Origin of the sequence: Rubrivirga aquatilis (assembly GCF_046845665.1) — a bacterium.
GTDB lineage: Bacteria > Bacteroidota > Rhodothermia > Rhodothermales > Rubricoccaceae > Rubrivirga.
This window is the reverse complement of record NZ_CP177355.1, coordinates 642602-656339: the sequence shown is the minus strand read 5'-3', so window position 1 is coordinate 656339 and position 13738 is coordinate 642602. Positions and strand designations below refer to the sequence as shown.

At 72.7% G+C, this 13738-nt stretch carries 15 protein-coding genes; 9 read left to right on the top strand and 6 right to left on the bottom strand.

Going from position 1 to position 13738, the window contains the following annotated elements; translation table 11 throughout:
• Positions 1–116: 116 nt before the first annotated feature.
• Positions 117–536 (top strand): RNA recognition motif domain-containing protein, encoded by a 420-nt coding sequence (locus tag ACLII4_RS02775; protein WP_412069373.1) that lies wholly within the window; start codon positions 117–119, stop codon positions 534–536.
• Between the two features lie 588 nt (positions 537–1124).
• On the opposite strand, the gene ACLII4_RS02770 is transcribed toward ACLII4_RS02775, so the two are convergent.
• Positions 1125–2327, bottom strand: coding sequence for an endonuclease/exonuclease/phosphatase family protein (locus tag ACLII4_RS02770; RefSeq protein WP_412069372.1), 1203 nt, complete (start codon positions 2325–2327; stop codon positions 1125–1127).
• Between the two features lie 88 nt (positions 2328–2415).
• Between ACLII4_RS02770 and ACLII4_RS02765 the strand changes: the two genes are divergently transcribed.
• Entirely contained in the window at positions 2416–3210 is a 795-nt protein-coding gene (locus tag ACLII4_RS02765) for a hypothetical protein (protein WP_412069371.1), read from the top strand.
• A gap of 201 nt (positions 3211–3411) precedes the next feature.
• A complete protein-coding gene (locus ACLII4_RS02760) occupies positions 3412–5070 on the top strand; it encodes a CCA tRNA nucleotidyltransferase (RefSeq protein ID WP_412069370.1) in 1659 nt (552 codons plus the stop codon).
• Positions 5071–5326: 256 nt separating this feature from the next.
• On the opposite strand, the gene ACLII4_RS02755 is transcribed toward ACLII4_RS02760, so the two are convergent.
• Positions 5327–5818, bottom strand: coding sequence for a 2TM domain-containing protein (locus ACLII4_RS02755; protein WP_412069369.1), 492 nt, complete (start codon positions 5816–5818; stop codon positions 5327–5329).
• Positions 5819–5962: 144 nt separating this feature from the next.
• On the opposite strand from ACLII4_RS02755, the gene ACLII4_RS02750 reads away from it, so the two are divergent.
• Entirely contained in the window at positions 5963–6391 is a 429-nt protein-coding gene (locus tag ACLII4_RS02750) for an HD domain-containing protein (RefSeq protein WP_412069368.1), read from the top strand.
• Between the two features lie 48 nt (positions 6392–6439).
• Positions 6440–6958 carry an RDD family protein gene (locus ACLII4_RS02745; RefSeq protein WP_412069367.1) on the top strand — a complete coding sequence of 173 codons (519 nt, stop codon included), beginning with the start codon at positions 6440–6442 and terminating at the stop codon, positions 6956–6958.
• A gap of 13 nt (positions 6959–6971) precedes the next feature.
• Here the strand turns inward: ACLII4_RS02745 and ACLII4_RS02740 are convergent, their stop codons facing one another.
• From ACLII4_RS02740 to ACLII4_RS02725, 4 genes are all read right to left on the bottom strand, one after another.
• Positions 6972–7874 (bottom strand): hypothetical protein, encoded by a 903-nt coding sequence (locus ACLII4_RS02740; RefSeq protein WP_412069366.1) that lies wholly within the window; start codon positions 7872–7874, stop codon positions 6972–6974.
• Positions 7875–7946: 72 nt separating this feature from the next.
• Positions 7947–8528, bottom strand: coding sequence for a GNAT family N-acetyltransferase (locus tag ACLII4_RS02735; protein WP_412069365.1), 582 nt, complete (start codon positions 8526–8528; stop codon positions 7947–7949).
• Complete coding sequence (locus ACLII4_RS02730) at positions 8525–9067, bottom strand: hypothetical protein (protein ID WP_412069364.1); 543 nt, start codon at positions 9065–9067, stop codon at positions 8525–8527. Before ACLII4_RS02730 ends, ACLII4_RS02735 begins: the two co-directional genes overlap by 4 nt.
• A 4-nt stretch (positions 9068–9071) precedes the next feature.
• Positions 9072–10160 (bottom strand): DUF1028 domain-containing protein, encoded by a 1089-nt coding sequence (locus tag ACLII4_RS02725; RefSeq protein WP_412069363.1) that lies wholly within the window; start codon positions 10158–10160, stop codon positions 9072–9074.
• A 14-nt stretch (positions 10161–10174) separates the two neighbouring features.
• On the opposite strand from ACLII4_RS02725, the gene ACLII4_RS02720 reads away from it, so the two are divergent.
• The 4 genes from ACLII4_RS02720 (at position 10175) to ACLII4_RS02705 (ending at position 13704) form a co-directional block, all read left to right on the top strand.
• On the top strand, positions 10175–10840 hold the full coding sequence (locus tag ACLII4_RS02720; protein WP_412069362.1) for a DUF4159 domain-containing protein: 666 nt from the start codon (positions 10175–10177) through the stop codon (positions 10838–10840).
• 103 nt (positions 10841–10943) lie between these two features.
• Positions 10944–11270 carry a hypothetical protein gene (locus ACLII4_RS02715; RefSeq protein WP_412069361.1) on the top strand — a complete coding sequence of 109 codons (327 nt, stop codon included), beginning with the start codon at positions 10944–10946 and terminating at the stop codon, positions 11268–11270.
• Between the two features lie 202 nt (positions 11271–11472).
• On the top strand, positions 11473–12792 hold the full coding sequence (gene glyA / locus ACLII4_RS02710) for a serine hydroxymethyltransferase (RefSeq protein WP_412069360.1): 1320 nt from the start codon (positions 11473–11475) through the stop codon (positions 12790–12792).
• A gap of 303 nt (positions 12793–13095) precedes the next feature.
• Positions 13096–13704 carry an orotate phosphoribosyltransferase gene (locus ACLII4_RS02705; RefSeq protein WP_412069359.1) on the top strand — a complete coding sequence of 203 codons (609 nt, stop codon included), beginning with the start codon at positions 13096–13098 and terminating at the stop codon, positions 13702–13704.
• Positions 13705–13738: the final 34 nt, after the last annotated feature.

Sequence of the window (13738 nt, the reverse complement as noted above, 5' to 3'; positions counted from 1 at the left end):
GTTCTAGCGCGAGCACGTTTTCCCGGAGCACGCGGGGCCGACAGATCCGAGTCGAGCTATCTGGCCCACCCGTCTTTCGTATTCCCCTGTCGGCGCTCCTCTTCAACCCCCGCATTATGAACATCTACGTCGCAAACCTCCCCTACTCCTCGGGAGACGACGACCTTCGCAGCCAGTTCGAGGCCTACGGGTCCGTCGACAGCGCTACGATCATCAAGGACCGTGACACCGGTCGCTCGCGTGGCTTCGGCTTCGTCGAGATGACGAACGACGACGAGGCCCGCGCGGCCATCGAGGCCCTCAACGGCTTCGACATGGGCGGCCGCCCGCTCACGGTCAACGAGGCCCGCCCGCGCGGCGACCGCTCCGGCGGTGGTGGCGGCGGCTACGGTGGCGGCGGTGGCAACCGCGGCGGCGGTGGCGGCGGCTACGGTGGCGGCGGTGGCAACCGCGGCGGCGGTGGCGGCGGCTACGGTGGCGGCGGTGGCAACCGCGGCGGCGGTGGCGGCGGCTACGGTGGCGGCGGCGGCTACTAGCCACCCTGCGCCTCAGCGCTCTCGGGCGGCGGCTCCTCACGGGGTCGCCGCCTTTTTTTGTGGGGGCCGCCGGCGCCCGCGAATCGACCCGCTGGCTTTGCGCAGCGCGGATATGCCAATGTGACGTTGAGGGAGGCGCTTACGCTCGACGGGCCGCGCTCCTTCCGCGTTTCGGCCGGGCGTTCCGCCCCCCGCCCGAGCGCCCTTGAGCGCAGCGGGGAGAGGACCCGACGGGGGGAGCCGCCGCTGACGAACGAAGACGCGTGAGCTAGCGCTGTGCCGACCCGACAGGGACAAGCTCGCAGTCGATTCGCCCCCCCACCTCTATCTCCCTTCCCGCGAGCGGGACGTGCCGCCTGTACAGGAGGGTGACTCTCTCCTCTGCACGGCGGAGCGGCACTCGGGAGCAGAGCCCTGACGCAGCACTAGGGCCTGTCACGTTCATCCGGGTCTGGGCTCCGCGAGGCCGCTGACGTCCCCTACCGCGTTGTCCGCCTCGGCCGATGCTCGGGCATCGCACTCGTCGGACGCCTTGCAGGCCCCGCCATCGCCGCTCGCTCGCCGACAGACCGACGTACGTGACAGACCTTAGCGGACGCGCACCAGCCGGCCTACATCGAGCATCCCACCCGCGCTCAGGCGGACCGTGTAGGCGCCCGGAGCCAGCGCAGAGCCGTCGAGCACCACGGCGTGCGTGCCCGGCCCATAGGCCCCGCCGATGCTGGCGACGATCCGACCGAGCGCATCGACCACATCAAGCTGCACATCGGCGGGAGCGTCGAGGTGGAAGCGGAGATGGGCGGCGCCACGCGACGGGTTCGGGGCGGTCGCGAGCAGGCGCACCGGGCGCCCCTCGCGGTCATCCTCGGCGGCCGTCGTCATGGAGAACGAGAACCGCGCCAGCACCGGGATGTGGTCGGAGGTGGTGGAGACGTAGTTGTTCACCCCGGATAGAACCTCGCCGTACCGATCGGTCGACCCCGCCACATACACATCGGACAAGCCTGCCGTGAACAGCAAGTGGTCGCGGGTGTCGCCGCTAGAGCACGACGCCGACCGGCAAAAGGTGAAGACGAAGTTCTCTTGCAACGGGAGGGACGCCAAGACATAGTTCGAGTCCTGGGCGAACCCGTCGTAGGGCGACTCAACGCTCCCCCCTCGTGTCGACCCGACCAGGTAGTCGTTGAAGTCACCCAGGAGGATCACCTCCTCGCCGCGCGCAATCCGGCCATCGATGTGGCCCTTCAGCGCGACGGCTCCGGCTTGGCGACGGTTGTAGTCCTCCGCTCCGGTGGAGGCTTTCGCGTGGATGTTGATGATGTAGACCGTCCGCGAGACCTCGTCCACCGTCACGTTCGCCTGCATCTCGAACGGCTCACGGCCGCCGAACTCGTAATCGGCCGTCTCCAGGATCGGCTGCGTCCTGATGACCTGGACGACCGACGTGTTGTAGATGAACGCGAGCTTCTGGTCGAACGTTGGGGAGGTGCTGACCTGGGGACCAAGGCGGCCCGAGTACCCGAGGGCCTGGAGCCGCGTCACGAGTTGGCTCCACTCCGTCTGATCCACGACCTCCTGAAACGCCCACAGGTCGATCTCGGCCTGTTCGATCACCGCCGCGACGTTGTCGAGCTGCAACGCGTCCGAGGGGCCCTGCGAGGGCTCGCCGAAAAACTCCAGATTCCACGTCGCGATCTCAAACGTGTCGTCGGCGCCGCGGGCGGGGACGGTCTGAGCGGCGAGGCCGGGGGCGAGAAGGGCGGCCAGGGCCACCAGGCAAAGCGGGCGCATCGAAGCGATCGGAGGGAGGCTCGAATGTAGATGGCGCATGTGCGGGCCCGTGGGAAGGGGGCGGGTAGATTGCTGCCCCCCGGCACCCATGTCTCCACACGTCACCGTCGTCGGCGAGGCCGACCTCGCGGCCCGCCTCGCCACACCCGGCGCCCCCGGCGCGGCGCGCGTCGTCGTGGTCGGCGGGCCCGTCGACGACCGCCCTCAGCGGGCGGCCGACGCCGTCGCGAGTGGCGCGCACACCTTTTTGCTGTGGCCTCCCGCCCCGACGGCGGGCGCGGCCGAGCGGCTGGCGGACCACGCCGAGGAGGCCGGCGTCGAGGTCGGCGTGGCCCGCCCGCTCGGCGCGACGGCCGCGCTCGCAGGCATCCCCGCCGGGTGGGCCGCCCGGCTCGTCACGCTCGCGCTCGTGGCCCGGCCCGACGGCCCGCTCGCCGAGGCCGGCTGGGCGACCCTGCTGGCGGGCGCGCTCGACGTGTGCGCCACGCTCGCCGACGCCCGCGCCGTGGCGCGGATGGACGCCGTCGCCGAGCGCGACGGCCAGGCGCTGCGGGCCGTCGCCCTCGCGGTCCGCTTCGAGAACCGCGCGTATGCGCAAGCGACGGTCCGCTTTTCGGACCACGTGGCCGACGACGAGGTCGCGCTCTACGCCGCCCGGCCCGGCTCGCGCGTCGAGGCGCGGTCGCTGGCGGGGCCGCTGTGCGTCGAGGCCGAGGGGCACGCGGCGCCGTTCGCCCGGGCGCCCGCGCTGGTCGACGGCCCGGCAACCGAGGCGACGGCGTTCGTCGCCGCTATCGCGGCCGGGCGGCCCGCGCCGTACACGCTCGACCACGCCCTCGCGACGTTGCGGCTGGCAGAGCAGGCCCAGGAGAAGCTCCGGTAGGGGCCGCGAGCGTGGGGCGTGGGGCGTAGGCCGTGGAGCGTCGGGTCGGACAACCCCACGTTTCACGGCCCACGTCCGGCCCACCCGTTCGGGGCGCGAGCGACCGGAGCCGGTAGCCATCCAGCATGCCGACGTTTCCCCGACGCTTGGCAGGCCGGCGGGCGCCTGCCGCCGATCTTGCGGGCGTCCCCCTCGCCCCTCGTGCCCGACCGCGCCCTCACCCTCCCCTTCGAGCCCGTGCTCCGGCGCATCGGCGACGAAGCCGCGCGGATCGGCGTTGAGGCGTACGTCGTCGGCGGGGCGGTGCGGGATGCCCTCCTGGGGCGCGAGACGACCGACCTCGACATCGTCGGCGTGGGGCCGGGGAGCGGGCTGGCGCTGGCGACGGCGACCGCGGCGGCGCTCGGCGTCAAGGCGCCCGCCGTGTACCCGGCGTTCGGGACGGCCGCCGTCGCGGTCCCCGCCAAGACCGTCGCCCGGCTCACCGAGGGCGAGGGGCAGCGGCTGGTGATCGAGTTCGTCGGCGCCCGCCGCGAGAGCTACCGCGCCGACTCCCGCAAGCCCATCGTCGAGGACGGCACGCTCGCCGACGACCTCGCGCGGCGCGACTTTACCGTCAACGCCCTCGCCGCCCGCCTCGACGCCGACTTCGGGACGGTCGCCGATCACTTCGGCGGACTCGACGACCTCGACGCGCGGCGCCTGCGGACGCCGCTCGACCCGGCCGTCACCTTCGCCGACGACCCGCTGCGGATGCTGCGCGGCGCCCGCTTCGCCGCCCAGCTCGGCTTCGAGGTGGACGCGGCGGCGGTCCAGGCGATGACGGCGCAGGCCGAGCGCGTCGAGATCCTGAGCGCCGAGCGCGTGACGGACGAGTTGTCCAAGCTGCTCGCGGCGCCCGTCCCCTCGACCGGGCTCGGCCTGCTGTTCCGGACCGGCGTGCTCCACCACATCCTGCCCGAGGTCACCGACCTGGCGGGCGTCGAGGAGGTCGGCGGGCGGGCCCACAAGGACAACTTCTGGCACACGCTGGAGGTCATCGACAACCTGGCGCACCTCCAGCGCGGGGTCGGCGTCGGCGACCGGGCGGCGGGCTTCGACCTGTGGCTGCGGTGGGCGGCGCTGCTTCACGACGTGGGCAAGACCGTCACCAAGCGCTACGAGCCGGGCACCGGCTGGACGTTCCACGGCCACGAGGACGTCGGCCCGCGCAAGCTCATCCCCGAGGTCTTCCGCCGCCTCAAGCTCCCCCTCGGCGACCCGCTCGACTTCGTGCAGACCGTCGTCCGGCTCCACCACCGCCCCGCCGCGCTCGTCGACGCGGACGTGACCGACTCGGCCGTCCGGCGCCTGCTGATGGACGCGGGCGACGACATCGAGGACCTGATGCTGCTCGTCCGCGCGGACGTGACGAGCAAGAATGCGCGCCGCGTGCGCCGCTACCTCGCCGGCTTCGACCGGGTCGAGGCGCGGTTCGAAGAGGTCGAGGCGCGGGACCGGATGCGCAACTGGCAGCCGCCGGTCTCGGGCGACGAGATCAAGCAGCAGCTCGGGCTCGACGAGGGGATCGCGGTCGGGATGCTCAAGGAGTGGGTGCGCGAGGCCGTGCTGGAGGGCGAGGTGCCCAACGAGCACGACGCCGCGTGGCAGTACGTGTTGGAGCGGCAGGGCGAAGCGGTCCGGCGGGGCGCGCTGTTCGTCGAGGCCGTCCGCCAGCTCCGGGGCTCGGCGCGCGGGGCCATCGGGTCGGTGAAGGAGGCCCTGTTCTGGGGCGACGTACCGGCCGACGAGGCGGAGGCGCGAGCGTTCGTGGAAGCGGCCGTGGCGGCGGCGCTCGCGGCGCGCGGGGAGGAGGGCTAGGCGCAAGCGCTCCATCTTGTCATCCTGAGCCTGCGAAGGATCTCAACGCGAGCCCCCAGCCCAGACATCCGGTCCCAAAGGCTCGCGAGGCTTGCGTTGAGATCCTTCACATCCGTTCAGGATGACAAGCTGAGGGCTCCACACCTTGCAGACGTGGTCCTGCTCTCAGACTCCCGGGGGCAGAGGGGACGGACCCGCTGGCGCTAAGTCGTTCTCAACATGGGCTGCAGGGTAGCAACGCAAGCAGGTTGCGTCTCTACGCGCGGTCGCGGCGGCGGGGGGCGGCGGGGTCGGAGGCCGGCGCGTCGAGGTCGAGCGACAGGCGCGCGCCGGGGTCGGCGGGGTCGTCCGTCGCCGTGACGATGGCCTCGAGGTGCTCAATGCGGCGCTGGAGGCGGCCGAGGTCCTGGGGCGCCCCGGCGGGCAGGACGCGGGCGTCGAGCTCCTCGTCAAGGAGCGTTCGGATCCGCTCGTCGGAGGTCGTCTCGCCCATGAGCTCGGCGGCGCGGCGCTCGACCCAGTCGGCGCGGCGGACGTGGCCGAACGTCGAGATGGCCTGGCTCCCGATGCCGATGCCCCACCCGAGGAAGGGCCACACGACCCACAGGCTGTCGGGCGAGGTGAGCAGGTTGATCGCCGTCAAGAACGACATCACCAGGACGAACGAGGCCAGGTTGCCGTAGAACGCCCGCTCGCGGCGGGCCTGTTTGCGGGCGTCGGTTTCAGAGAGGGGGGATCGAGTTGGCATGGCGACGGTGGTGGGGCGCTCTGAACGCTACGACGGGAGGGGCGCCGAGATGCGGGGGCGGGCCCGACAACCCGATGGTGGACATCCCCCGCCCCCGTGTCGGCGGCGGCCTCACTATCCTCGCTCGCCCCTCCTCCCGTCTCTGTGAGCACCCTGGAACGAGCCATCGCCATCGCCGCCCAGGCCCACGCCGGGCAGACCGACAAGGGCGGCGCGCCCTACATCTTGCACCCGTTGCGCGTGATGCTCCGCCTCCACGACGCCGACGCGCAGATCGCGGGCGTCCTGCACGACGTGGTGGAGGACACGGACTGGACGCTCGACCAGCTGCGCGCCGAGGGGTTCTCGGACGCCGTCGTTCGGGCCGTCGATCACCTGACGCGGCGCGACGACGAGACGTACCCCGCGTTCGTCGGCCGTGCGGGCGCCGACCCTGTCGCGGCACGCGTGAAGGTGGCGGATCTGGAGGAGAACATGGACCTGAGCCGCATCCCCGAGCCGACCGACAAGGACCGCGAGCGGCTGGCGCGGTACGTCCGGGCGCTGGCGATGCTGCGGCCGGAAGGCGCGTAACCGCGCAGCCGAGCGCCGCGTAGCGCGCGAGCCCTTCGCTGTTCCATAATGCGACCCGTTCTCCTCCGGCGCGTTGGCGCGTACGTGCTCGACATCGTGCTCCTGTTCGCCGTGCTGGCGCCAGCGGGGTACGCCGTGCAGCGCGCGCTGGGCGTCAGCCCCTCGACGGCGCGCGAGATCTACGGTAGCCTCGTCCTCACCTTCTCGATCCCGGCGTGGACGTACTTCACGCTCGCGGACCGCTCGCGGCGGGGCGCCACGCTCGGCAAGCGCCTGCTCGGGCTGCGGACGGCGTCGGAGGACGGCGGGCCGGTGCGGGGCGGCCGGGCGCTGGCGCGGACGGCCGTCAAGATGGTGCCGTGGGAGCTGGCGCACGCCTCGTCGTTCCTGTTCGCCCCGGCGCTGGGCGAGTTCTCGCTTGCCAGCTGGATCGGGCTCGGGGCCTCGTACGCGCTGTCGGCCGCGTACCTCGCCCAGGCGTGGCGCACCGGCGGCCACCGGAGCGTGCACGACGTGGTGGCCGGCACGCGCGTGGAGCAGTCGCTCGGCGGCGCGGTGTCGGGCTGAGCTTCCGCGCTCGTCATCCTGCCGCAGCGGGGCGGGCGGCCTGCTCCGCGAGCCACGCCATGATCGCGTCGTGGCGCTCGCGGTCGAGCGCGTGCGGGCCCTCGACGCGGAGGTGGGTGGCGCTGGCGACCTCGGCGCGAGCCAGGACGGCCTCGGCGTCGACGGCGTAGGGGTCGTCCGTCGCCGAGACGACGAACAGGTCGCGGGGGGCGACGGCGCGGACCAAGTCGTGCGTATCGAGGAGCTCCGCCAGCCCCGGGACGACCTCGACCATGTTGAGCCCCGTGCCCGCCGCGCGCCGAGCGCCCAGGCTGGCGACGGACCCGCTGGCGCACGCGAACCGGCAGCGGTCGTCGACAGCCGCGAGGTAGAGCGCCGTTGTGCCGCCGTACGAGTGGCCGGCGACCCCGAGGCGGACGCCGGGCGCAAGCCCCGCCAGCACCGAGACCGCGCGCTGGGCGTCGTCGAGCACCGTCCGCAGCAGCACGTCGCCGTCGACCAAGCGATACGCCATCGCGTTGTAGTGCTGGAGCCAGTCGCCGTCCGTGAGCGCCGTCCCCGTCGTGTGGGCGCGGCGGTCCTCGAAGGTGATCGCGTCGGGCGCGAGCACGGCGACGCCGCGCGCCGCGAGCGCCGGGCCGAACGCCTGCAGCGGCTCGCCGGCCAGCCCGGCGACCTCGCTCTTGCCGAGGTGGAACGCCCCCGCGTGCTGATGAAACACCACGACGGCGCCGCGCACCGGGCCGAGCGGCTCGAACAGAAACGCTGGGATGCGGTCGCTCTCGAGCCCGGCGTACTCGACGCGCGTGCGGGTGTGACCGTCCGACTCGGCGACGCCTAGCCGCCGCGCCTCGACTGGCGCGGGGGGCGCCAGCCGGAGGGCCTCACGGAGCTGGAGGGCGTGGTCTCGGGACATGCCCCAGCATACCGCGACGCTCACAGCGGGCCGTCGAAGGGGCCGGGATTGGCCCCGCACCCCCGGCGAGCGCTATCCCCGCGCCAGCCGCTCCACAAGCCGGGCCTCGACGGCGGGCCACTCGACGGCGGTGACGCTGAAGTAGACCGTGTCGCGCAAGCGGCCGTCGGCGACCACCATGTGGTGACGCAACGTGCCCTCCTCGACCGCCCCCAGGCGCAAGATGGCCGCCCGCGAGCGGGCGTTGAGGGCGTCCGTCTTCCACTCGACGCGGGTCAGCCCAAGCGTGTCGAAGGCGTGGCGCAGCATCAGCAGCTTGGCCTCCGTGTTGACGGGCGTCCGCTGCCACGGGGCGGCGACGAACGTCCACCCGATCTCGACGCGGCGGTGGGCGGCGACGAAATTCCCGAACCGCGTGCTGCCGACGACGCGCCCGCTGGCGCGGTGGACGGTGGCGAACGGGAGGGCGGTACCGTCGGCCTGCATCGCGAGCGCCGTGTCGAGATAGGCGTCGAGGTCGGCACGCGAGCGGACCGCCGAGGCGGTCCAGGCCCACAACTCGGGGTCGAGGGCGACCTCGGCCAGGGCGTCGGCGTGGTCGCGGGTGAGGGGCTCCAGGCGGACGTGGGTGCCTTCGAGGACGGTCGGGGTCATGCGTCGGCGGGGGACACCCCGTGGCGGTCGAGCCGGGCGCAGAGGTGCCGCGCCCTCGCGCAGACCGACGGGGCCGGATGGTCGAGCGCGACGTGGAGGCGCGTGACGACGGCGGGCGCAAGGTTCGGGTGCGCCACGGCGACGGCCGCCAGCGCGCTGAGCAGGTTCGCCTGATCGGCCACGCGCGAGCGGTCGAGCAGGCCGAGCGCCCAGACGGTCACGCGACGGGCCTGGGCCGGGGTGAGGCGTACCCGAGACACCAGCAAGGGAAGGAGGCGCCGGAGCATCCCGCCGTTGCGATCCGCGTGGGCGACGGTCAAGAGCGCGTCGGCGTGTGGCGAGAGGCGTCTCGGGTATGACCGCGTCGCGACGTCGAGCGCCCACGCGCTCCGGTTGCGGACGCCCTCGTCCGGGTGCGCCAGCCCGTCGACGACGACGGCGAAGGCGCCCGGGTCGTGCGCGATCTCGGCGGCCACCTCGCGGGCGGCGCCGATGGGCCCCATCGAGCGATCGGCCAAGCGAAGGTGGAGCAGATGCACGGGATCAGCGGTAACGACCCTCGGAAAAGACGGCGCGGATGTCGGCGAGCACCTCGCGGTCGATGCGCAGCGACTCGCCCGCTGCGAGGTCCACATCGGCCACCTCGTCGATGCGGAGGTCGTAGTTCTCCCAGCCCATGTAGTCGGTCAGGATGCGCTGGAACTCGGCGTCGACCACGCCATCGGCCGGGCCATCGTACTGAAAGCTTCGGGCGATCCAGATCTCCTGCAGCTCGCGCGCGATGGCGGGCGTCACCTCGATCATGTCGGCGGGGTCGGAGTCGGTGAAGTACAGGTCGTTGAGCGCCACGAGCCGCGCGAGCTCCGCGAGCGGCGTCAGGTGGTCGTAGACCGAGATGTCGACGATCACGTCGGAGCCGTCGTAGCCGGCACCCTTGCGGTGGACGACGAGCGCGGCCGACTGCTCGCCCCGCTTGTCGCCGCCGGCGCGGCCGCCCGCGAGGAGCGCCTCGGTGAGCCGCTGCGCGAGCGTGCCTGTGCTGGCCTCGAAGGTCTCCGCGATGGCGTCGACGGTGGCCTGCGAGACCAGAATGTTGCCCTGCGCCGCGTACCCGTGCCCGACGGCGACGACGCCCGGCCCCGCAATCGCGTCGCTGCCGCCGACGCGCCCGCCGCGCCACTCGAAGGCGTCGGCGCCGGTAAAGGTGGCCGCGTTCCCGCGCGCGTCCACCATCCCGACCTGGCGCGCGCCCGTGTCGGGGTCGTTCCGCATCGAGATCTGAAGCGCCTCCTCCGCCGTCGCGCCCTGACGCATCAGCGCGATGCCCTCGGGGCCATACGCGAGCCGCGCGAACGACTGGGTGGCGACGGCGCCGACACCGGCTACGACGGTCGGGACCATGAACCGCACGTTGGGGAATTTGCTCTGCACCGCGACGCCGATCTCGCCGGTCAGCGTGTCGACGGCGACGATGGAGAACGTCGACACGAGGGGGTCGCCGGCGGCGTTTCGGATGACCTCGGGCTCGCCCGAGGACGGCGCGCACCCGCTGGCGACGAGCACGGCGAGCAGGGCGAGGGAGACGAAGAGGGCAGGGCGCAGCGTTCGCATCGGCGTGGGCAGGGTGTCCACGTATTCTACCCGCCATGCCAGCCGTGCGCCCCCTCCTGCTTTGCCTTCTGGTCGCCGTTTCGGGCGCCGTCTCCGCCCAGGGCGAGATCCAGGTGGCGCGCCTGCAGTACGGCGGCGGCGGCGACTGGTACTCCGGCGACCCGCTCCCGACCTTGCTCGCGTACGCCCGCCAGCACACGCTGCTCGACGTCGATGTGGAGCCGATCACGGTCGACTTGGCCAGCGACCGGCTCTTCCGGGTCCCCGTCCTGTACATGAACGGGCACGGCAACGTCGCCTTTACCGAGGGCGAGGCGGCGCGGCTGCGGCGCTACCTCGAAGGCGGCGGCTTCCTGATCGTCAACGACGACTACGGGCTCGACCAAGCCGTCCGCCGCGAGCTGGCGAAGGTGTTTCCCGGCCAAGAGCTCCAGCCGCTCCCGGCCAGCCACCCCGTCTACCGCGCCCACTTTGCGATGCCGGACGGGCTGCCCAAGATCCACGAGCACGACGGCGAGCCGGCGGTCGGCTACGGGCTGTTCCACGAGGGGCGGCTCGTCGTCTTCTACGCGCACGAGAGCGACCTGGGCGACGGCTGGGAGCCGGCGGGCATCCACCCCGATCCGCCGGCCGTGCGCGAGCAGGCGTTGCGGATGGGCGTCAACCTGCTCGTCTACGCCATGACGCAGGGCGTTCAGTAGGGGTGGCGGCTCGCGGCAGGGCCGGTTTCGGCCGCTGAATGCCGGGCGGGACGGGATCGGCCGCGTCGACCCCTAGCTTGTGGGTGGTCGCCCCTCCCCCGCCATGACGCCCGGACGCATCTTCTTCGTCGGCTTGCTGCTCATCGCGGGGCTGCTGTTCTGGCTCAACCCGGGCCCAGACCGCTTCCAACAGTACATCCAGGAGGCCGCCGCCCAGCGGGCGGGCGGGCTCGGCTCGACGAGCTTCCTCAACGAGCGGCTCGGCCGCGTGGCGGGCGGGATCGCCAGCGACACCTTCGACCGCGAGGACCTCTACCTCGCCAGCATCTATGAGGCCGACCTCAACGGCCGGATGCCGGGCGGCGAATGGCGCTTCCTCGGCATCGCGGGCTGGTTCTTCGTGCTGGAGTCGCCGCTCGACGAGGACTAGCACGCGGGGTGCCGGGCGTGGGGCGGGGTGCCGCGAGCGCCGGGAATGAGGAATCGGGAACGAGCAGACGCGGAGCGGGCAAGGCCGCGAGCCGGCGACACCTCCGACCCACCGAGACCAGTTTCCTGCGGCGGATTGCGGGCGGGGGCGGATCGACGGGCGCTCGGCCGGGTACTTTCTGCGATCCACCCGCGCCGCACCGATGACCGCCCTCCAGGAGACCGACCCCGCCGTCTACGACATCGTCCGCCGCGAGGTCGAGCGCCAGAACGACGGGATCGAGTTGATCGCGTCCGAGAACTTTGTGAGCCCGGCCGTGCTCCAGGCGAACGGCAGCCCCCTCACCAACAAGTACGCCGAGGGCCTGCCCGGCAAGCGCTACTACGGCGGCTGTGCGGTCGTCGACGAAGTGGAGACGCTGGCGATCGACCGCGCCAAGGAGCTCTTCGGCGCCGACTGGGTGAACGTCCAGCCGCACTCCGGGGCGACGGCCAACAGCGCCGTCTACCTCGCCTTCATGGAGCCCGGCGACCGGCTCTTGGGGCTCGACCTCGCGCACGGCGGCCACCTCACGCACGGCTCGCCGGTCAACTTCTCGGGCAAGCTCTACGAGCCGCACTTCTACGGCGTCCAGACGGAGGGCCCGAACGCCGGCACCATCGACCTCGACGACGTCCGCGCCAAGGCGCTCGACGTCCGCCCGACGATGCTGTCGGTCGGCGCCAGCGCCTACTCCCGCGACTTCGACTACGCCGCGCTCCGGTCCATCGCCGACGAGGCCGGCGCGATCCTGTGGGTCGACATGGCGCACACGGCCGGGCTGATCGTGGCGGGGCTGCTGAACGACCCGCTCCCCCATGCCCACGTCGTGACGACCACGACGCACAAGACGTTGCGCGGCCCGCGCGGCGGGATGATCCTGGTCGGGACCGACGCGCCGAGCCCGACGGGCGAGACGTGGGTCAAGTCCGGCAACCCGAAGTCGACGGGGCAGGTGCTGGACTCGGCCATGTTCCCCGGCACGATTGGCGGGCCGCTGATGCACGTGATTGCCGCCAAGGCCGTCGCCTTCGGCGAGGCGCTCCGGCCCGACTTCGCCACGTACCAGCAGCAGACGCTCGCCAACGCGCAGGCGATGGCGCAGGCGTTCGTGGAGCACGGCTACGACGTGGTCTCGGGCGGGACCGACAACCACCTCGCCCTCGTCGACCTGCGCGGCAAGTGCACCGGCAAGGACGCTGAGGCGTGGCTGGGCGAGGCCGAGATCACGGTCAACAAAAACATGGTGCCCGGCGACCCCGAGAGCCCGTTCGTGACTTCGGGCATCCGCGTCGGCGCCCCGGCGATGACGACGCGCGGGTTCGGGTCCGACGAGTTCCGGACGGTCGTGGCGATGATGGACCGCGTGATCGCCAGCCGGGGCGGCGAGGCCCCGGCGGTCCGCGCCGAGGTCCGCGCGCTGTGCGAGGCGTTCCCGCTCTACGACGTGGAGAGCCTGGGCGCGGCGCCCGTTGCGGCGTAACAGACGAGGCGCGGGGCCGTGTCCCCTCCCTCCAGCGGGAGGGGAGAGATCGGAGAACCCAGCGCCCCCCGCCCCCCAGATCGGGAAAACCCGCGCGCCGCGCTTCCGTACGCCCGGCTGGCCGCCGATTTCTCCCCGCCGTCCGCGCGCGAGCGCCGGTTCGCCCGCGTTGTGCGAGTCGCTGGCGTGCCCGTTCGCCCCTCCGAAGCCACCGCCCCTGACGGTGGCCGGTCGATGGCTGACGGATTGCCCCCGCCCCCTCCGTATGTTGCCGCCCGCCCAACGGGCCCCTGTGCCGACCCGATGCCCAACGACTCCAGTTCCGTCCCCGAGTCGGCCCTCGCTAAGCTGGGCCACACGCTGTACCAGCAGGCGCTGGTGCGCCGCGAAGACGAGGCCATCACCGACCCGCGCGGCCAGCCCATCGGCTGGCTCCTCGACACGCGGACACCGATGCTCGACGGCGCCGTCTTCATGGAGGCCGGGACCGTGCTCGCGGAGCGCTTGCGCGCGCGTGGCATCGACCAGGTGGCCGGGTTCGGCTACGGCGCCTTCCCGCTCGTGACGGCCGTCCTGCCGCACGGCACGCCCGACCGCCCCTTCAGCGGGGGCTTCATCCGCGAGCGCCGCAAGGCCTACGGCCGCCGCCGACTCGTCGAGGGCCCCCTCGATCGCCAGCGCCCCGTTGCGCTGATGGACGACATCCTGAACAGCGGCCGGAGCGCCGCCCGCGCCGCCCAGCTCCTGCGCGCCGACGGCTTTACCGTGGCTGGCGTGATGACGCTGTTCAACTTTACCTGGAGCGGAGGCCGCGCCCGCCTGGAAAGCGAGGGCCTGTGGGTCGAGTCGCTGCTCGAACTCAACCTGCGCGAGAGCGCCCGCACGGCCGCCGCGTCGGGCGACACGGTTTAAGGCGATGGCACGAGGTACCGGGTACGGGGTCCGC

Excerpts from the sequence above, each read along its gene's own strand:
- ACLII4_RS02770 (WP_412069372.1), bottom strand. The coding sequence starts at position 2,327 with ATGCGCCCGCTTTGCCTGGTGGCCCTGGCCGCCCTTCTCGCCCCCGGC.
- ACLII4_RS02705 (WP_412069359.1), top strand. The coding sequence starts at position 13,096 with ATGCCCAACGACTCCAGTTCCGTCCCCGAGTCGGCCCTCGCTAAGCTG.
- ACLII4_RS02740 (WP_412069366.1), bottom strand. The coding sequence starts at position 7,874 with ATGTCCCGAGACCACGCCCTCCAGCTCCGTGAGGCCCTCCGGCTGGCG.
- ACLII4_RS02720 (WP_412069362.1), top strand. The coding sequence starts at position 10,175 with ATGCCAGCCGTGCGCCCCCTCCTGCTTTGCCTTCTGGTCGCCGTTTCG.
- ACLII4_RS02765 (WP_412069371.1), top strand. The coding sequence starts at position 2,416 with ATGTCTCCACACGTCACCGTCGTCGGCGAGGCCGACCTCGCGGCCCGC.
- ACLII4_RS02735 (WP_412069365.1), bottom strand. The coding sequence starts at position 8,528 with ATGACCCCGACCGTCCTCGAAGGCACCCACGTCCGCCTGGAGCCCCTC.
- ACLII4_RS02755 (WP_412069369.1), bottom strand. The coding sequence starts at position 5,818 with ATGCCAACTCGATCCCCCCTCTCTGAAACCGACGCCCGCAAACAGGCC.
- ACLII4_RS02745 (WP_412069367.1), top strand. The coding sequence starts at position 6,440 with ATGCGACCCGTTCTCCTCCGGCGCGTTGGCGCGTACGTGCTCGACATC.
- glyA (WP_412069360.1), top strand. The coding sequence starts at position 11,473 with ATGACCGCCCTCCAGGAGACCGACCCCGCCGTCTACGACATCGTCCGC.
- ACLII4_RS02775 (WP_412069373.1), top strand. The coding sequence starts at position 117 with ATGAACATCTACGTCGCAAACCTCCCCTACTCCTCGGGAGACGACGAC.
- ACLII4_RS02715 (WP_412069361.1), top strand. The coding sequence starts at position 10,944 with ATGACGCCCGGACGCATCTTCTTCGTCGGCTTGCTGCTCATCGCGGGG.